The following is a 17,503-nucleotide window of genomic DNA, read 5'->3' as shown; positions in this document are numbered from 1 at the left end:
CCTGCAAGGTTCCCGCCGCAAAATTCGTCGCAAACGAAAACACCCGGCAGAGGCTGCCGGGTGTTCGTCAAGGGTGAAGCTAGGGAAGAGGTTAGCCGCGTGTGCGCGCCAGGCCTTCGGTTGCCGGCTTGTAGTTCGGGTCGAGCCTGGCAGCCTGGGCGTAGGAGCGGGCGGCCTTGGCCTTGTCGCCGCGGCGCTCGTAGATCAGCGCCTGGTTGGCCCAGCTTTCGGCGATGTTGCCGTCGAGCTTGATGGCCATGTTGAAATCGGCGAAGGCGTTGTCCTCGTCCTTCATGGCGAGATAGGAGAGGCCGCGTCCGTTGTAGGGTTCGGCGGCGTCCGGTGCCAGCGAGATCGCCTTCGAGAAGTCTTCGATGGCATAGGCGTGCTGACCCTGCAGCTGATAGATCAGGCCGCGATTGTGGTAGGCGCGCGGGTCGGTGGTGTCGAGTTGGATGGCCCGCTGGAAGTCGTTGAAGGCTTCCTGGACGCGCCCGGCCTTGCGGTAGAGATTGCCGCGGCCGATATAGGCTGTGTCATAGTTCGAATTGATCTGCAGCGCCTTGCTGTAGTCGGCAAGTGCTGCGTTCTGGTCGCCGAGCGAACGCTGGATCAGCGCGCGGTTGGCATAGGCCTGGTAGAAATCCGGGCGAAGCTGGATGGCCGTGTCGAAATCCTTCAGCGCCTCACGATATTTGCCGCCGCGACCATAGGCCGAGCCGCGCACATTGTAGGCTTCCGGATCCTGCGGGTTGCGCGCGATCACCGACGATAGCGACGAGATGTTTCCGCTCGATCCCTGTGCGGTGTCGATGCTGCTGATTTCGCCGGCCGGCCCCGATTGACAGGCGGCAAGCGCCAGGCCCGAAAGCATCGTCGCGATCATGGCTGGGCCGCGCCAAATGTTCCTGCGGTCCCCGGTCACTGCTTCCATCGCTGCTTAATCCCTTCCCATTCCGCTGGAACATCACGTTCGCGCCCAGCGGCAGCATAAAGCTCATTTCCCGAACAAAACAAAAAGGTGGCGGTGACTGCGTGTCACCCCACCTTCCGCTATCCTCGGAAAAGGACGAAAACTTGGCGAGATTAACGCGCCGGACGAGCCGCAGCGGCCGGACGCGGCGTCATCGGCAGCAGGCCTTCACGCTGGGCGCGCTTGCGGGCCAGCTTGCGAGCGCGGCGAACGGCCTCAGCCTTCTCGCGAGCACGCTTCTCCGAAGGCTTCTCATAGTGGCCGCGCATCTTCATTTCACGGAAGATACCTTCACGCTGCATCTTCTTCTTGAGGGCGCGAAGCGCCTGATCAACGTTGTTGTCGCGGACGAGTACCTGCACGGGCGATCCTGTCTTTCCGGTTCGAATTCGTTAATGCGGGGCGAAAGGCTACTGCTTTCGCAGTGCTCACCACCGCGAATTGGGGCGGCTGATAGCAGAATCAAGGGGCGCTGTCGAGAGGGGATTGGACAAAAGCCCTGAAAACCCGCTGGAAAAGCACGAGTGTGATCAAACCAGTCGTCGCAACCACTATGATCCCTTCAGGGTGGAGGTCAACCTGAAATCGCTGCGATGGAATCGGGGGAGAGGACTGGCAGGCCTAATGTCGCAGACCTGCTGGCGCAAAGCGGCAAGCGCCGTCGCAAACAGCGCAAAGCTGGTCCTGGCTTTTCGCTAGTGGTACACCTCGCCCGTCTGAATCAGGCACGACTTCTTCCGGCATCCACGAGGCCAAAGCCCATGCGGAAATATTCGGTATTTGCCATCGCCCGCGAAGCCATGCGCGGCCACAAGGGCTGGGAGGAACAATGGTCCTCGCCCGAGCCGAAGGCTGAATACGACGTCATCATCATCGGCGCCGGCGGCCATGGCCTGGCCACTGCCTACTACCTTGCCAAGGAACATGGCATCACCAATGTCGCGGTGCTGGAAAAGGGCTGGCTGGGCGGCGGCAACACCGGCCGCAACACCACCATCATCCGCTCCAACTATCTCTATGACGAGAGCGCGGGCATCTACGACCACGCCGTGAAACTGTGGGACGGTCTCAGCCAGGACCTCAACTACAACGTCATGTATTCGGCGCGCGGCGTGATGATGCTGGCCCACAATGTGCACGACGTGCAGGTGTTCAAGCGCCACATCCATGCCAACCGACTGAACGGCGTCGACAATGAATGGCTGACGCCGGAGCAGGCCAAGGAATACTGCCCGCCGCTCAATATCTCCAAGGATGCGCGCTATCCGGTCGTGGGTGCTGCGCTGCAGCGGCGCGGCGGCACGGCTCGCCACGACGCGGTGGCCTGGGGCTATGCGCGCGGCGCTTCGGCGCGCGGCGTGCACATCATCCAGAACTGCGAAGTCACCGGCATTCGCCGCGCGCCGAACGGTGCCGTCACCGGCGTCGAGACCTCGCGCGGCTTCATCGGCGCCAAGAAGATCGGCGTGGTTGCGGCCGGCCATTCCTCGGTGGTGATGGGCATGGCCGATGTGCGCATGCCGCTGGAAAGCTATCCGCTGCAGGCGCTGGTGTCCGAGCCGGTCAAGCCGGTGTTCCCCTGCGTGGTGATGTCGAACACGGTGCATGCCTATATCTCGCAGTCCGACAAGGGCGAGCTGGTCATCGGCGCCGGCACCGACCAGTATATTTCCTATTCGCAGACTGGTGGGCTCCATATCCTCAACCACACGCTCGACGCCATCTGCGAGATGTTCCCCATGTTCACGCGCATGAAGATGCTGCGTTCGTGGGGCGGCATCGTCGACGTCACGCCGGACCGCTCGCCGATCCTGGCCAAGACGCCGGTGCAGGGGCTCTATGTCAATTGCGGCTGGGGCACGGGCGGCTTCAAGGCGACGCCGGGCTCGGGCCACGTATTTGCCCACACCATCGCGCGCGACGAGCCGCACCCGATCAACGCGCCGTTCACGCTGGAGCGCTTCCGCACCGGCCGCCTGATCGACGAAGCGGCCGCCGCCGCCGTGGCTCACTGATTTTGTTTGAGCATGATCTTTTCCGAAAACCGGTTTCCATTTTTCGGGATCATGCTCTGAGGAAGGGACAAAAATGCTTCTCATCCGCTGCCCCTATTGCGAGGAAGAGCGTCCGGAACTCGAGTTCCGCAATGCCGGCGAGGCGCATATCGCACGCTCGACCAACATTGCCGCCGAGAGCGACGAGGACTTCGAAAAGTTCTTCTTCATCCGCTCAAATCCCAAGGGCATCATTTTCGAGCGCTGGCGCCACATCCATGGCTGCGCGCGCTTCTTCAATGCGGTGCGCGACACCGTCAGCGACAAGTTCGTGATGACCTACAAGGCTGGCGAGCCCAAGCCTGACCTGGCCAAGATCATGAAGACCGACAAGCCGGCGGCCGTGGCCGCCGAGGTCGACCCGCAGGAAGACAAAACCAAGAAGCCGGCCGCCAAGCGCGCCGCACAGAAGGGAGACGCGTGATGGCCGCCACGCACCGCATTGCAGGCCAGGGCCGACTGACCCCGGCAAAGACTCTGCGCTTCACCTTCGACGGCCAGCAGCTGACCGGCCTTGAGGGCGACACGCTTGCTTCGGCACTGCTCGCCAATGGCGTTCATCTGGTCGGCCGCTCGTTCAAGTATCACCGCCCGCGCGGCATTCTCTCGGCAGGCGCCGAGGAGCCGAACGCGCTGGTCGGCGTCGAGCGCGACGCCACCCGCAAGACGCCGAACGTCCGCGCGACCGTTCAGGAGCTCTATGACGGGCTGAAGGCGAATTCGCAGAACCGCTGGCCGTCGCTGTCCTTCGACGTCGGCGCGGTGAACGACCTTGCCTCGCCCATGTTCTCGGCTGGCTTCTACTACAAGACTTTCATGTGGCCGAAGGCGGCCTGGAAGAACTTTTACGAGCCGAAGATCCGCGAAGCGGCGGGCCTTGGCGTGGCGCCGGACCAGCCGGATTCCGACCACTATTCCGCGCGCTACGAACACTGCGACGTGCTGGTGCTGGGCGGCGGTGCCGCCGGCATCGCGGCGGCGCTTGCTGCGGCTGAAACCGGCGCGCGCGTGATCCTCGCCGACGAGCAGGCCGAATTCGGTGGCGCACTGCGCTTCGAAGCAGGTGCTGTGATCGACGGCGCCGATGGCTGGAGCTGGGCGCAGGCAACCGTGGCCAAGCTTGCGGCCATGGACAATGTGCGCCTGCTGTCGCGCACGACCGCCTTCGGCTACTACGCGCAGAACTTCGTCGGTCTCGTCGAGCGCGTGACCGACCATGTGGCAAGCCCCGACCGCGACCTGCCGCGCGAGCGCCTCTGGCAGGTGCGCGCCAAGCGCGTGGTGCTGGCCTCCGGCGCCATCGAGCGCCACATGGTGTTTGCCGATAACGACCGGCCGGGCGTGATGCTGGCCTCGGCCGCACGCACCTATCTCAACCACTACGGCGTCGCCGTCGGCAAAAATGTCGGCGTCTACACCGCCAACGACAGCGCCTATGCGGCGGCGATCGACCTCAAGAAGGCCGGCGTCAACATCGCGGCAATCGTCGACCTGCGCGACAACCCGTCGGGCGAGCTGGTCGAACAGGCGCGCGCGCTCAACATCGAGATCAATCACGGCCGCGCGGTCATCCGCACCGCCGGCCGCCTGCGCATCTCGTCCATGACCATCCAGCCCAAGAACGGCGGCGGCGAGCGCACCATTCCGGTCGACGCGCTCTTGATGTCGGCTGGCTGGACGCCTTCCGTGCATCTGTTCTCGCAGTCGCGCGGCAAGGTGGCTTTTGACGAGGAGACCAAGCGGTTCCTGCCCGGCGCCTATGCGCAAGACTGCGTGTCGGTCGGCGCCTGCAATGGCACCGACGGCCTCTCGGCCAGCGTTGAGGAAGCCTATGCGGCCGGCGCGAAGGCCGCCAAGGAAGCGGGCGTCAAGGCCGGCAAGGGTGCAAAGCCCAAGGTCGAGGCGAGCGAAAGCTGGTCGCGCGGCATGCTGGGCGCTGGCCCCGGCGCCGGCCCGGACACGACCGTAAAGGCTTTCGTCGACTTCCAGAACGACGTGACCGCCAAGGACATTCGTCTGGCCGTGCGCGAGGGCATGCGCTCCATCGAGCACGTCAAGCGCTTCACCACCAACGGCATGGCGACCGACCAGGGCAAGACGTCCAACATGCACGGCCTGGCGATCGCCGCCGAGACGCTGGACAAGCCGATTCCGCAGGTGGGCCTCACCACCTTCCGTGCGCCCTATACGCCGGTGACTTTCGGCTCGATCGTCAACCATGGCCGCGGCGCTCTGTTCGACCCGACCCGCAAGACGGCCATGCATGGCTGGGCCGAGGCGCATGGCGCAGTGTTCGAGGATGTCGGCCAGTGGAAGCGCGCTTGGTATTTCCCGAGGGCGGGCGAAGACATGCACGCGGCCGTCAACCGCGAATGCGTGACGGTTCGCAAGTCGGCCGGTCTGTTCGATGCCTCCACCCTCGGCAAGATCGAGGTGGTCGGCCCGGATGCGGCCAAGTTCATGGAACTGCTCTACACCAATCCGTGGGAGAAGCTGGAGCCCGGCCGCTGCCGCTATGGCATCATGCTGCGCGAAGACGGTTTCATCTATGACGACGGCGTGGTTGGACGCCTGGCCGCTGACCGTTTCCATGTGACGACGACGACGGGCGGCGCCGCCCGCGTCATGAACCATATGGAAGACTATCTGCAGACCGAGTTCCCGCATCTCAATGCCTGGCTGACCTCGGTGTCCGAACAGTGGGCGGTGATTGCCGTGCAGGGCCCGAACTCGCGCAAGATCATCGAGCCGCTGGTCGAGGGCATCGACCTGTCGGACGAGGCGATGCCGCATATGTCGGTGCGCGAAGGCAAGATCTGCGGCGTGCCGACCAGGCTCTTCCGCATGTCGTTTACCGGCGATCGCGGCTTCGAAGTCAACGTCCCGGCCGATTACGGCCAGGCGGTGTGGGAAGCGCTGTGGGCCGAGGGTCAGAAGCACGGCGCCTGCGCCTACGGCACCGAGGCGATGCACGTGCTGCGCGCCGAGAAGGGCTACATCATCGTCGGCCAGGACACTGACGGTACCGTCACCTGCAACGACGCCGGGCTCGACTGGGCAGTGGGCAAGAAGAAGACCGACTTCGTCGGCATTCGCGGCATGATGCGTCCGGACCTGATCGCCAAGGGCCGGAGGCAGCTCGTCGGCCTCAAGACCAAGGACCCGAAGGAGGTGCTGGAGGAGGGCGCACAGATCGTCGCCGATCCGAAGCAGCCGATCCCGATGAAGATGATCGGCCACGTCACCTCCAGCTACTGGTCGGAGAATTGCGGCCGCTCGATTGCGCTGGGACTGGTGGCCGGCGGACGCGACCGCGTGGGCCAGACGCTGTATGTGCCGATGCCCGACCGCACCATCGAAGTGGAAGTGACCGGCACCGTGTTCTTCGACGAGAAGGGAGAGCGCCTCAATGGCTAAGGCTGCAACCACCATCACCGCGGCGCGCGCGCCGGCCCAGGCTGGCCGCGACTTTTCCGCGAAAGGCGTCAAGCTCGCCGTGCTCGCGCCCGCCGAGCGCATCTCGCTGCGCGCGCCGGAAGCATCTATCGCAGCGCTTTCCAAGGCGCTGGGCGTGACGCTGCCGCAGAAGGCGAAGACCTCCGCCACCAAGGACGGCCGCACCGCGCTGCGGCTCGGCCCGGATGAATGGATGGTCATCGACGAGAAAGGCAATGATCCGCTGGCCGATTGCGCTGGCGTGAAACAGTTGCACTCGGCCGTTGGCATCTCGCACCGCAACGTCGCCATCTCGGTGACCGGCCCGGCGGCTGCGGCCTGCATCAATTCCGGTTGCCCGCAGGACCTGTCGCTGGCGGCATTCCCGGTTGGCGCCTGCTCGCGCACCATTCTGGGCAAGTCCGAAATCCTGCTGCTGCGCACGGCGGAAGATGCGTTCCGGGTCGAGTGCTGGCGCTCGTTCTCGGATTACGTCTTCACCTTCCTGGCCCAGGCGGCGACTGACGCGGCGGCCTAGAACCGCAAGGCATTCGCGAGGCAATGCAGCCCGCTCCTCTTTTCGAAGCGGGGCGGGCTTTTCGTTTCGGAACCTTCGATGGAACGCTGGCGTTTGCCTGAGGGAAATCGAGGTAGAACTTATGCCCAGATCATCAGTTCAGCATCCGAGCCACGGCGCGAAGAAATCGCCTGCCGTGCGCTCGCTCGAGCGCGAGCAGCGCTTGCGAGCGAAGAAGAGCAAGGAAGAACAGCTCCAAGAAGGTCTCGAGGATACTTTTCCGGCCAGCGATCCGATTTCGATCATTTCGAGCAGCATTCCCGGCGGCCCGAAGAAGCGCAAGCATTAGACGAAGCGGTTTGGCGTTTCGGACATGCGCCGCCAGAGACAGCGTGAAACAGAAAAACCCCGGCAGGTTGGACCGCCGGGGTTTTCGCTTTCGGCCTTGCTCGGGAAGACTTACTTGATCGCGTTGAGATCGACGCCCTTGGTATCCCGGATGAAGATCATGCCGATGATCAGCGACATCGCCGCGATCACGATCGGGTACCAGAGGCCATAGTAGATATCGCCCTTGAAAGCGCTCATCGCGAACACCGTTGCAGGCAGCAGGCCGCCGAACCAGCCGTTGCCGATGTGGTAGGGCAGCGACATGCCGGTGTAGCGGATGCGGGTGGGGAACATCTCCACCAGGATCGCCGCGATTGGCCCGTACACCATCGTGACGTAGAGCACGAGGATGAACAGGATGAGGATCGTCAGCGGCCAGTTCACCGCAGCGGGATCGGCGATCATCTTGAAGGCGCCGCTGCTGGCGATGGTATAGACCGGCATTTCGGTCGCGCTGCCTGCTTCTTCCGCAGTGATTGCCTTGCTGGCGATCAGGTCGGCCACCGGAACCATGGTCTTTTCGCCGGCGCGGATCGTGGCCGCATCGAGCTTCAGTTCGGGATTGGCGGCGACGAAGGCATCGAGCTTGACGTCGGGAACCTTCGAAGCCTCGCGGACCAGCGGATAGCCGGCGTCGTGCAGCGCGATGTTGACCGACTTGGCGAAGGCCGCCTGCTTGGCCTTGGCCTGGTCGCCCGCGGCGATGGCATCGAAGGATTCGGTGGTCTCGTCACCGATCTTCACCGTTGCCGGGGTGCCGGGCGCGGCAGTCGCCACGATGTCATAGGGCACTGAGTTGTTGGTCAGGAACGCGGTCGCGATATCGCAGGACGTGGTGAACTTCGCCGTTCCGGTCGGGTTGAACTGGAACCTGCAGTCGCCGGGCGCTGCGGTCACCGTTGCGCGGACGTTCTGCTGGGCGGTTGCCAGCGCCGGATTGGCGGCCCAGGTCAGCGCCTTGAACAGCGGGAAGTAGGTCACGACAGCGAGCGCAAGGCCCAGCATGATGATCGGCTTGCGGCCGATCTTGTCGGACAGCCAGCCGAAGACCACGAAGAAGATGGAGCCGATGGCCAGGGCGGTCGCGATCATGACGTTGACCGAATAGGCGTCGACCTTCAGCACGTTCTGCAAGAAGAACAGCGCGTAGAACTGGCCCGAATACCACACCACGGCCTGGCCGGCGGTAAGGCCGAGCAGCGCCAGCAGCGCGATCCTGGCGTTCTTCCACTGGCCGAAGGCTTCCTTCAGCGGTGCCTTGGAGCCCTTGCCCTCTTCCTTCATCTTCTTGAAGGCCGGCGACTCGTTCAGGGTCAGTCGAATCCAAACCGAGATGCCGAGCAGCAGCACCGAGATCAGGAAGGGCACGCGCCAGCCCCATGCCTTGAAGGCGTCGGCGCCGAGCCAGCTCTGGACGACCAGAATGACGACCAGCGACAGGAACAGGCCGAGCGTGGCCGTGGTCTGGATCCACGAGGTGTAGAAGCCGCGGCGGTCGTTGGGCGCATGCTCGGCCACATAGGTGGCGGCACCGCCATATTCACCACCCAGCGCAAGGCCTTGCAGCATGCGCAACACGATCAGGATGATCGGGGCGGCGATGCCGATGGACGCCGAGCCGGGCAGCAGGCCGACCAGGAAGGTGGACGAACCCATGATGAGGATGGTGACGAGGAAAGTGTATTTGCGGCCGACGAGGTCGCCGATGCGGCCGAACACCAGCGCGCCGAAGGGACGTACCAGGAAGCCGGCGGCAAACGCCAAAAGCACGAAGATGTTGCGCGTGGCTTCCGGATATTCGCTGAAGAACGCCGCGCCGATGAAGGCCGCCAGCGAACCGTAGAGATAGAAGTCATACCATTCGAAGACGGTGCCCAGCGAGGAGGCGAAGATGACCTTCTTTTCCTCCCGGGTCATGCTGCGTGGCGCCGAGCCGGCGCTTGCTGCAATTGTCATGTGTTTGTCCTCCCAAACGTTTCACCGCAGCCGCCGACACGCAAGTATTGCGCCCTCAGCCGGCCCATTTCGGTAGCGTTAATTTTACGCTTACGTTTGGAGAGAACCATCAATCCTTTGGTTTTATGACCTTAGTATAATGCCGGCAAAGCGGTTTGCGCCTCAGGCAGCCTCGTCGATCAGCGCAACGGCAAGCTGCGACAGGAGCGTTACTGCCTCGCCGTACGTCCTCGCCTTTTGCGGATTGGAGGCGTTGCCGTCGAGCGCGCGCCTGTAGACGCCCTGGCAGATGGCGGCGAGGCGGAAGAAGGAAAACGCGAGGCAGAAGGTCCAGCCGGGAATGCCGGTGAGTCCGCGACGACGGCAATAGGCGACGACATAGGCCTCCTCGCTCGGCAGGCCAAGGGCGGCGCGGTCGATGCCTCCCAGCCCACGGAAGCCCGAAGCATGCGGCAGGCGCCATTGCATGCACTGATAGGCGATGTCGGCGAAGGGGTGACCGAGCGTCGAGAGCTCCCAGTCGAGCACGGCCACCACCTTCGGCTCGTCTGGCGCGAAGATCATGTTGTCGAGACGGTAGTCGCCATGCACCAGCGCGTGCGCCCCGTCGTCGGCCGGCATGTTCCGCTCCAGCCAGCCGATCAGTGTGTTCATCTCGGTGATGGTTTCGGTTTCCGAGGCCCGGTACTGGGTGGTCCAGCGGGCGAGCTGGCGTTCGAAATAGCTGCCGGGCCTGCCGAAATCGCCGAGTCCGACCGGTTCGACATCGATGTCGTGAAGGGCCGCGAGCGTTGCGTTCATCGCATCGTAGATCGCGGCGCGTTCGGCGTTGGAGGCAATTTCAGGCAGTGCCGGATCCCAGAAGATGCGGCCCTCGACGAACTCCATGACGTAGAACATGCGGCCGATGGGCGATTCCTCGCCCGACAGGTGCAGCACCTTCGGCACCGGCACCGCGCTGCCTGCGAGCGCCCGCATGACGCGGTATTCGCGATCCACCTGATGCGCCGACTTGAGCAAGTGGCCCGGCGGCTTGGCGCGCAGGACGTAGCGGCCGCTTTGCGCCTTCATAAAGTAGGTGGGGTTGGACTGACCGGCACCAAACTTCTCGATTGCCTGGAGACCGTGAAATCCGGGGATTTCAGCCTCCAGATAGAGCGCAAGCGCCTCGGCATCGAGAAGGTTGGGATCGCTCATTCAGACCCCATCTTTGAGGGCTCGACGAACATCAGCGTCAGCCAGCGCGCGGTCAGCGCCGGCTTTATCGAGTTCTCGAGCTCGATCGTCACGTCATGGGTGATCTGGATCCAGCCGGATGGGCGCACCTTCACATCGGCAAGGAAGAAGCGGGTGCGGATGCGCGAACCCGTCTTCACCGGCGCGACGAACTTGATGTTCTCGAAGCCGTGGTTGATGCCCATGTCGCCGCCTTCCAGCGGCGGCACCGTCTCGTAAGCCATGGTCGACAGCAGCGACAGCGTCAGGAAGCCATGCGCGATGGTGCCGCCGAAGGGTGTTTCGGCAGCTGCGCGCTCGGGATCGCAATGGATGAACTGATGATCGTCGGTCGCATCGGCGAACTGGTCGATCATCTTCTGGGTGACGACGCGCCAGGGCGAAACGCCGACCTCGGTGCCGACGCCGGACAGAAGCTGGTCAATGGTTATCGGTTTCAAGCAAGCCGCCTTTTCAAATCATTCCGTGAAGGGCGGCAGGCCGTGCTGGACAGACTGTCCGCCATCAATGGGGAGGATGGCACCGGTGACATAGGCGCCAGCCCGGCTGCACAGATACAGCGTCGCGCCGGCAATGTCATCGGGCGCGCCGATCCTGCCCAGAGGAATGCGCGCGCCCATGCGCTCGGCCTTTTCCTCTGTGCCGACGGCAAAGGCCATCATGCGGCTGGGGAAGGGGCCGGGGGCAAAGGCATTGACGGTGACGCGCCGGCCGGCGAACTCGATCGCCAGCATCCGGGTGAGGTGGTGCACCGCGGCCTTCGACGCAGCGTAGGAATAGGCGCGGTCGGCGAAGGGCTGGGTGCCCATGATCGACCCGAGATTGATGACGCGGGCGGGGTCGGCCTCGCTCGCGGCCGCTTCCATCAGTGGCAGCAGTTCGCGCGTGAGATGGAAGATGGCGGTGAGGTTGACGTTCATCACCCTGGTCCAGGCGGCGTAGGGAAAGGTCTCGTAAGCCTCGCCCCAGGAAACGCCGGCATTATTGATCAGGATGTTCAAGGCCCCGGTACGACTCTTCACTTCCTCGGCAAGCGCCAGAATGCCGTTCTCCGTGCTCACGTCGGCGGCGAAGCCTTCGGCATGGCCGGGCGCGTCGAGCGCATTCAGTTCAGCCGCGACGCTCTCGCAATCGGCGCCTTTGCGCGAAGCGATCAGCGCGCGCGCGCCCGCCCGCACCAGCGCGGTTGCGGCCATGCGCCCGATGCCGGTGGCCGCACCCGTGACCAGCGCCGTCTTGCCCTCGACCGAAAACAGTTCCTCCAGATAGGACATCCGCCTTCCCCTTTGGCGCGCAGGCGCCTGCGTTGACAACCCGCCGGGTAGAATGTTCAGCTTTCGGGTGTCCGTAAAGACCCGGCGCGACGGCAGTGCCTGCGGCAGATGGCGACGCTTGCGGCACTCGGGCCCGGTTCAAGGGGAGGAAACGCGATGTCGGAGATGGCCCTTGGCATGACGGAGCGGCTGAAGCCGATCCACGAGCGCGTGGCACGCATGGTGCGGGACGAGATCATGCCGCTCGACGAAGAGTTCCTGGCCGAGGTCGGCCGCGGCGGCGATCGCTGGGGTTTTACGCCGCGCCAGGCTGAAATACTCGATAGCCTCAAGGCCAGGGCGCGCGAGCGCGGGCTGTGGAACTTCTGGCTGACCGACTCGACGCGCGGCTACGGGCTGACGACCGTGGAATACGCCTATCTCGCGGAGGAGATGGGCAAGGCGCATCTCGGCGCGGAGACGTTCAACTGCTCGGCGCCCGACACCGGCAACATGGAGGTGCTGGAGCGCTACGGCAATGCCGAGCAAAAACAGCGCTGGCTGGCGCCGCTGCTGGAAGGCAAGATTCGCTCGGCCTATCTGATGACCGAGCCGGACGTCGCCTCGTCGGACGCCACCAACATCGCCATGCGCTGCGAACGCGATGGCGGCCACTATGTGCTGAACGGCGAGAAATGGTGGGCGTCGGGCGCGGGCGATCCGCGTTGCAAGATCTACATCGTGATGGTTCGAACCGGCGGTGATGATGTGCCGAAGCATCTCCGGCATTCGATGGTGCTGGTGCCGGCCGACACGCCAGGCATTACCAAGCTTCGGGCCATGCTGGTCTATGGCGATGACGACGCACCGCACGGCCACATGCATCTGAGCTTCCAGAACGTGCGCGTCCCCGCATCGAACTTCATCCTCGGCGAGGGCAGGGGGTTCGAGATCGCGCAGGGCCGGCTCGGGCCGGGGCGTATCCATCACTGCATGCGCGCCATCGGCCAGGCCGAGCGGGCGCTGGAGCTGATGTGCACGCGCGCGCTGCGGCGCGAGGCGTTTGGCCGCAAGCTGGCGGAGCTGGGCGCGAATTTCGACATCATCGCCGAGTGCCGCATGGAGATCGAGATGGCGCGGCTGCTGTGCCTCAAGGCGGCGTGGATGATCGACCAGGGCGACGCACGCGCTGCGGCTCCCTGGATCAGCCAGATCAAGGTCGTCGCCCCACGCATGGCGCTGAAGGTGACCGACGAGGCAGTGCAGCTGTTCGGCGCGCAGGGCATCAGCCAGGATACGCCGCTGGCCCGCGCCTGGACGCATCTGCGGACGCTGCGGCTGGCCGACGGACCCGACGCCGTGCATCGCCGCCAGATCGCGCGGGCGGAACTGCGAAAATACACGCAGGAAAAGCTCTGAGCCTTTTGGAGCGCGGTGCGTTGTAGGGCAAGCTGGTTGGTCCCACAGTCAGACACGGAGTGTTGCCATGACCATTCCCTCGGAAATGAACGCGCTGCTCCTGACCGGCGACGGTTTTGCGGACAAGCCCTCTGGCCCGGTGCTGGAAGCAATGGAGCCCTATGTCGTGCCGGGGCGCATCGGCGTGCCGACGCCGAAACCCACGCAAGTGCTGATCAAGGTCAGCCTTTCGTCGATCAACCCGTCCGATGTGTCGTTCATCAAGGGGCAGTACGGCCAGCCGCGCGTGAAGGGTCAGCCGGCGGGCTTCGAGGGCGTCGGCACGGTGGTGGCGGCCGGCGACGATCCCGCGGCGCAGAAGCTGGTTGGCAAGCGGGTGGCCTTTGCCACCGGCACAAGCAACTGGGGCGCATGGGCTGAATATGCCGTGTCCGAGGCCGCCGCCTGCATCCCGCTGATCGACGGCGTGCGCGACGAGGACGGCGCGGCGATGATCATCAACCCGATCACCGCGCTGGCCATGTTCGATATCGTGCGCGAGGCGGGTGAGAAGGCCTTTGTCCTTACGGCCGGCGCAAGCCAGCTTTCGAAGCTTATGATGGGCGTGGCGCGCGACGAGGGGTTTCGTCCCATCGCCATCGTCCGGCGTGACGAGCAGATCCCGCTGCTCAAGCAGGCCGGCGCCGCCCATGGATTGAATTCCGAGGCGGCGGATTTCGGTAAATCGCTCAAGGAGGTGATGCAGGCGGAAAAGCCGCGCATTTTCCTCGACGCCCTCACCGGGCCCGTGGCCGGTACGATCTTCGATGCCATGCCAAGGCATGCGCGCTGGATCGTCTATGGCCGGATGGATCCGGCGACCACGCCCATCCCACAGCCCGGCCAGCTCATCTTCATGTACAAGCGCATCGAAGGCTTTTGGCTTGTCGAATGGATGCGGAGCACGCCGCCCGAGCGCAAGCTGCAGGCGATCATGGAAGCGCAGAAGCGCTTTGCCGATGGCCGCTGGGTAACCGACATCACTGCCATCGTGCCGCTTTCGGAGGCGATGAAGCGCGTGCCCGAAGAACTCGCCAAGCCGAACGGCAAGGTGCTTATCCGGCCGTGAAAACCCTCCCCCCTTGAGGGGGAGGGAAGGGCGTTACTCCGCTGGCTCAGCGCTGATGTAGGCGGCTTCCTGAAGCTCGCGCTTCAGGCGGGCCTCTTCCTCGATCTTCGGCGTGATGAAGCGGCCGAGCAGGAGGTAGGCGACCGGCGTGAGGAACAGCGTCGAGAGCGTCGCCATGCCGAGACCGCCGACGATCACCCAGCCCAGCGCAACGCGCGCTTCGGCGCCGGCGCCGGAGGCGAGCACCAGCGGCAGGCCGCCGAGCACGGTACAGATCATGGTCATCATCACCGGGCGCAGGCGGATGTTGGCAGCCTCCTCGATGGCCTCGCGCACGCCCATGCCGCGGTCGCGCAGCTGGTTGGCGAACTCGACGATGAGGATGCCGTTCTTGGCCATGATGCCCACCAGCATGACCAGCCCGATCTGGCTGTAGGCGTTGAGGCTGGTGCCGGTGAAGAGCAAGGCGAATACCGCGCAGGCAAGGCCGAGCGGCACCGTGGCCATGATGATGGCGGCGCTGACAAAGCTTTCGAACTGCGCGGCCAGGACCAGCACGATGATGATCAGCGCGAAGCCAAAAACCATCAGCATGCCGCTGTTGCTTTCGTTGAGGGTTGCTGCCTCGGCCAGCGGGATGATGCGGTTGCCGGGCTTCAGCAGCGGCGCCGCGATCTCCTGCGCGCGCTTGAGCGCATCGCCCAGCGCGAAATCGGAGCGCAGGTTGGAGGTGATCGCCACCGAGCGCATCTGCTGCTCGCGCGATAGCGAAGGCGGCACGGCGCGCTCGGTCAGCTTGGCGATGGTCGACATCGGGACGTAGCGGCCGTCGCCGGTGCGCATGAAGATGTTTTCGAGGTCGGTGGGATCGTTGATCGGATTGGTGGTCGACACCAGCTTCACGTCGTAGCTGCGATCGTCGATGAACACCTTGCCGACCTTGTTGCCGTCCAGAACCGCCTGGATGGCTTGCGCCAGGCCGGTGATGTCGATGCCGAGATCGGAGGCGCGCTCGCGGTCGATCTCGACCGAAAGCTGCGGTTGGGTGGCATCGTTGGAAAGCCGCGGTTGCTGGAAGCGCGGATCCTTCTCCATCTCGGCGATGATCTTGTTGGCCGTCTCGCCGAGCTGGGCGTAGTTGTTGCCGATGATGGCGAACTGCAGGCCACTGCCGGCGCCGCGAATGCCGAGGCTGTTGGGCGCGACCGGGAAGACGCGCACGCCGGGCACATTGGTCATCAGGCCGGTGATCTGGTTCATTATCTGCTGCTGGCTGCGGTGGCGCTTCTCCCACGACGCCAGCGACATGACCATGAAGCCCGTGTTGAAGGAGCCGTTCTGGCCGGCGCTGGCGAAGGTGCTTTCGATCTCGCCGGAATCGCGCAGCGGCTGGATCAGCTTCTCGATCTTGCTGATCTGCGCGGTGGTGTAGTCGAGGCTGACGCCCTGGGGCGCCGAAAGGCGCAGCATCACCATGGAGCGGTCTTCGAGCGGCGTCAGCTCCTGTCTGATCAGGCCGAAGGCGCCGTAAGCCACGCCGGCAAATAGCACCGAGACGATGACGACCAGAGCCGGCGCATTGAGGCAGGCCCGCAGGCAGCGCCGGTAGAGGCCGGAAAGCATGCCGCCCACGCGGCCCATGACCCCGGTGTGCTCATGCTCGCCCGAATGTCCGGCAAGCATGCGCGAAGCGAGCATGGGACAGAGCGACAGCGCAACGACGGCCGACAGCGAGACCGAAATCGCGAGCACGAAGCCGAACTCGCGGAACAGGCCGCCGGTCTGGCCGGGCAGGAAGGACAGCGGAACGAACACGGCGGCAAGCGTTGCCGTGGTGGCGATGACGGCAAAGAACACTTCCTGAGTGCCCAGCACCGCGGCCGCGCGTGGGCCCATGCCCTCGTTGCGGCGGCGCACGATGTTTTCCAGCACCACGATGCCGTCGTCCACCACCAGGCCCGTCGCCAGCACGAGCGCCAGCAGGGTCAGGATGTTGACGGAGAAGCCCGCGAGATAGATCGCGGCGATGGTGCCGATCAGCGCCACCGGCATCGCAAGCCCCGGAATGAGCGTTGCGCGCCAGTCGAGCAGGAACAGGTAGATGATCAAGAGCACGATCGACACCGACAGGATCAGCGCGATCTCCACCTCGTGCACCGCGCCCTTGACGAAGGTGGCGTCGTCGCTGGTGACGCGGATGTTCATGCCGGGCGGCAGCGTCTTCTGGATGCTGGCTGCGGCGGCGCGCACGCCTTCCGAGATGTCGAGCGTGTTGGATTGGGCGGCACGGATGATGCCGAGGCCGATGCCGGTCTTGCCATCGGAGCGAAGGGAGGATGCGCCGATATCCGGACCCATTGTCACGCTCGCCACGTCGCCGAGGCGCATGTTGCTGCCGATGATGATGCTTTCGAAGGCTTGCGGCGTCGTCACCTGCGCGGTGGTGCGCACGATGATACTCTGCGCATTCGTGCTCATGGCGCCCGAGGGCGTGTCGAGCGCGATCGAGGCGAGCGAATTACGGATATCGGCGATGGACAGACCGACGCTGGCGAGCTTGGTCTGGTCGACGTCGATGCGGAAGATCTTTTGGCGGTCGCCATAGGCCTGCACGTCGGCCACGCCTGGCACGGCCGAGAGCACGTCGACGATCTGGTCCTGGACCAGCACGGTCATATCCTCGACAGACATGCTGTCGGAGGTCACTGCCAGCCGCATCACCGCGTCGGAATTGGCGTCGGCCTTGACGATGGTTGGCGGGTCGGCGTCCTCGGGCAACTGGTTGGTCACGCGGCCGACCGCGTCGCGCATGTCGGAGGCGGCGACGTCGAGGTCGACGCCGTCGTTGAATTCGACGGTGACGCGGCTGCGCCCGTAGGAGGAACTGGAGGAGATCGACTTGACGCCGCTGACGCGGGAGACCGCACCTTCGAGCGTGGCGGTCAGCTCGCGGTCGATGGTTTCGGCCGCGGCGCCGGTGTAGTTGGTGGTGATGGTGATGACCGGACGGTCGACATCCGGTAGCTCACGCACTTCGACGCCAAAGAAGGCGGCAAGCCCGGCGACAGCGATCAGCGTGTTGATGACGAAGGCGAGAACGGGACGACGCACGAAGAGCGCGGTGCTGCCCCCGTCTTCGCCCCCCTGGTTGATTTCACTCAT

14 protein-coding genes are annotated in these 17,503 nt (G+C 64.5%); 7 read left to right on the top strand and 7 right to left on the bottom strand.

Features of this window, described 5'->3' with window-relative positions; genetic code table 11:
* Positions 1 to 91: 91 nt before the first annotated feature.
* Together C7I85_RS13155 and rpsU are read right to left on the bottom strand one after the other, a co-directional pair.
* Positions 92 to 934, bottom strand: coding sequence for a tetratricopeptide repeat protein (locus tag C7I85_RS13155; RefSeq protein WP_106724441.1), 843 nt, complete (start codon positions 932 to 934; stop codon positions 92 to 94).
* A gap of 152 nt (positions 935 to 1,086) precedes the next feature.
* Positions 1,087 to 1,335, bottom strand: a complete 249-nt coding sequence (gene rpsU, locus C7I85_RS13150; RefSeq protein ID WP_106724440.1) for a 30S ribosomal protein S21 — start codon at positions 1,333 to 1,335, stop codon at positions 1,087 to 1,089.
* A 399-nt stretch (positions 1,336 to 1,734) separates the two neighbouring features.
* Between rpsU and C7I85_RS13145 the strand changes: the two genes are divergently transcribed.
* From C7I85_RS13145 to C7I85_RS13125, 5 genes are all read left to right on the top strand, one after another.
* Positions 1,735 to 2,988: a sarcosine oxidase subunit beta gene (locus C7I85_RS13145; protein ID WP_106724439.1), complete on the top strand. Its 1,254-nt coding sequence runs from the start codon at positions 1,735 to 1,737 to the stop codon at positions 2,986 to 2,988.
* Between the two features lie 73 nt (positions 2,989 to 3,061).
* Positions 3,062 to 3,451: a sarcosine oxidase subunit delta gene (locus C7I85_RS13140; RefSeq protein ID WP_106724438.1), complete on the top strand. Its 390-nt coding sequence runs from the start codon at positions 3,062 to 3,064 to the stop codon at positions 3,449 to 3,451.
* A complete protein-coding gene (locus C7I85_RS13135) occupies positions 3,451 to 6,444 on the top strand; it encodes a sarcosine oxidase subunit alpha (RefSeq protein WP_106724437.1) in 2,994 nt (997 codons plus the stop codon). Before C7I85_RS13140 ends, C7I85_RS13135 begins: the two co-directional genes overlap by 1 nt.
* Positions 6,437 to 7,000 (top strand): sarcosine oxidase subunit gamma, encoded by a 564-nt coding sequence (locus tag C7I85_RS13130; protein WP_106724436.1) that lies wholly within the window; start codon positions 6,437 to 6,439, stop codon positions 6,998 to 7,000. Before C7I85_RS13135 ends, C7I85_RS13130 begins: the two co-directional genes overlap by 8 nt.
* A 175-nt stretch (positions 7,001 to 7,175) precedes the next feature.
* Positions 7,176 to 7,328 (top strand): hypothetical protein, encoded by a 153-nt coding sequence (locus C7I85_RS13125; protein WP_342587305.1) that lies wholly within the window; start codon positions 7,176 to 7,178, stop codon positions 7,326 to 7,328.
* A gap of 110 nt (positions 7,329 to 7,438) precedes the next feature.
* Here the strand turns inward: C7I85_RS13125 and C7I85_RS13120 are convergent, their stop codons facing one another.
* The 4 genes from C7I85_RS13120 to C7I85_RS13105 form a co-directional block, all read right to left on the bottom strand.
* Positions 7,439 to 9,325 carry an MFS transporter gene (locus tag C7I85_RS13120; RefSeq protein ID WP_106724434.1) on the bottom strand — a complete coding sequence of 629 codons (1,887 nt, stop codon included), beginning with the start codon at positions 9,323 to 9,325 and terminating at the stop codon, positions 7,439 to 7,441.
* Between the two features lie 162 nt (positions 9,326 to 9,487).
* A complete protein-coding gene (locus C7I85_RS13115) occupies positions 9,488 to 10,522 on the bottom strand; it encodes a phosphotransferase (protein ID WP_106724433.1) in 1,035 nt (344 codons plus the stop codon).
* Positions 10,519 to 10,974 (bottom strand): MaoC family dehydratase, encoded by a 456-nt coding sequence (locus C7I85_RS13110; RefSeq protein ID WP_428832855.1) that lies wholly within the window; start codon positions 10,972 to 10,974, stop codon positions 10,519 to 10,521. Before C7I85_RS13110 ends, C7I85_RS13115 begins: the two co-directional genes overlap by 4 nt.
* A gap of 45 nt (positions 10,975 to 11,019) precedes the next feature.
* Positions 11,020 to 11,835 (bottom strand): SDR family oxidoreductase, encoded by an 816-nt coding sequence (locus C7I85_RS13105; RefSeq protein WP_106724431.1) that lies wholly within the window; start codon positions 11,833 to 11,835, stop codon positions 11,020 to 11,022.
* Positions 11,836 to 11,991: 156 nt separating this feature from the next.
* Between C7I85_RS13105 and C7I85_RS13100 the strand changes: the two genes are divergently transcribed.
* Both C7I85_RS13100 and C7I85_RS13095 read left to right on the top strand, forming a co-directional pair.
* Positions 11,992 to 13,233 (top strand): acyl-CoA dehydrogenase family protein, encoded by a 1,242-nt coding sequence (locus C7I85_RS13100; RefSeq protein WP_106724430.1) that lies wholly within the window; start codon positions 11,992 to 11,994, stop codon positions 13,231 to 13,233.
* 67 nt (positions 13,234 to 13,300) lie between these two features.
* Positions 13,301 to 14,341, top strand: coding sequence for an alcohol dehydrogenase catalytic domain-containing protein (locus C7I85_RS13095; protein WP_106724429.1), 1,041 nt, complete (start codon positions 13,301 to 13,303; stop codon positions 14,339 to 14,341).
* A gap of 33 nt (positions 14,342 to 14,374) precedes the next feature.
* Here C7I85_RS13095 and C7I85_RS13090 read toward each other — a convergent pair whose 3' ends face one another.
* Entirely contained in the window at positions 14,375 to 17,503 is a 3,129-nt protein-coding gene (locus C7I85_RS13090) for an efflux RND transporter permease subunit (RefSeq protein WP_106724428.1), read from the bottom strand.

Origin of the sequence: Pseudaminobacter soli (ex Li et al. 2025) (assembly GCF_003012705.1) — a bacterium.
In the GTDB taxonomy this organism is placed as follows: Bacteria; Pseudomonadota; Alphaproteobacteria; order Rhizobiales; family Rhizobiaceae; genus Pseudaminobacter; species Pseudaminobacter soli.
The sequence above is the reverse complement of the archived record's forward strand: the minus strand, read 5'-3'. Positions and strand labels throughout refer to the sequence as shown.

Excerpts from the sequence above, each read along its gene's own strand:
- C7I85_RS13105 (WP_106724431.1), bottom strand. The coding sequence starts at position 11,835 with ATGTCCTATCTGGAGGAACTGTTTTCGGTCGAGGGCAAGACGGCGCTG.
- C7I85_RS13135 (WP_106724437.1), top strand. The coding sequence starts at position 3,451 with ATGGCCGCCACGCACCGCATTGCAGGCCAGGGCCGACTGACCCCGGCA.
- C7I85_RS13120 (WP_106724434.1), bottom strand. The coding sequence starts at position 9,325 with ATGACAATTGCAGCAAGCGCCGGCTCGGCGCCACGCAGCATGACCCGG.
- C7I85_RS13115 (WP_106724433.1), bottom strand. The coding sequence starts at position 10,522 with ATGAGCGATCCCAACCTTCTCGATGCCGAGGCGCTTGCGCTCTATCTG.
- C7I85_RS13090 (WP_106724428.1), bottom strand. The coding sequence starts at position 17,503 with ATGAGTGAAATCAACCAGGGGGGCGAAGACGGGGGCAGCACCGCGCTC.
- C7I85_RS13100 (WP_106724430.1), top strand. The coding sequence starts at position 11,992 with ATGTCGGAGATGGCCCTTGGCATGACGGAGCGGCTGAAGCCGATCCAC.
- C7I85_RS13095 (WP_106724429.1), top strand. The coding sequence starts at position 13,301 with ATGACCATTCCCTCGGAAATGAACGCGCTGCTCCTGACCGGCGACGGT.
- C7I85_RS13140 (WP_106724438.1), top strand. The coding sequence starts at position 3,062 with ATGCTTCTCATCCGCTGCCCCTATTGCGAGGAAGAGCGTCCGGAACTC.
- C7I85_RS13130 (WP_106724436.1), top strand. The coding sequence starts at position 6,437 with ATGGCTAAGGCTGCAACCACCATCACCGCGGCGCGCGCGCCGGCCCAG.
- C7I85_RS13145 (WP_106724439.1), top strand. The coding sequence starts at position 1,735 with ATGCGGAAATATTCGGTATTTGCCATCGCCCGCGAAGCCATGCGCGGC.
- C7I85_RS13155 (WP_106724441.1), bottom strand. The coding sequence starts at position 934 with ATGGAAGCAGTGACCGGGGACCGCAGGAACATTTGGCGCGGCCCAGCC.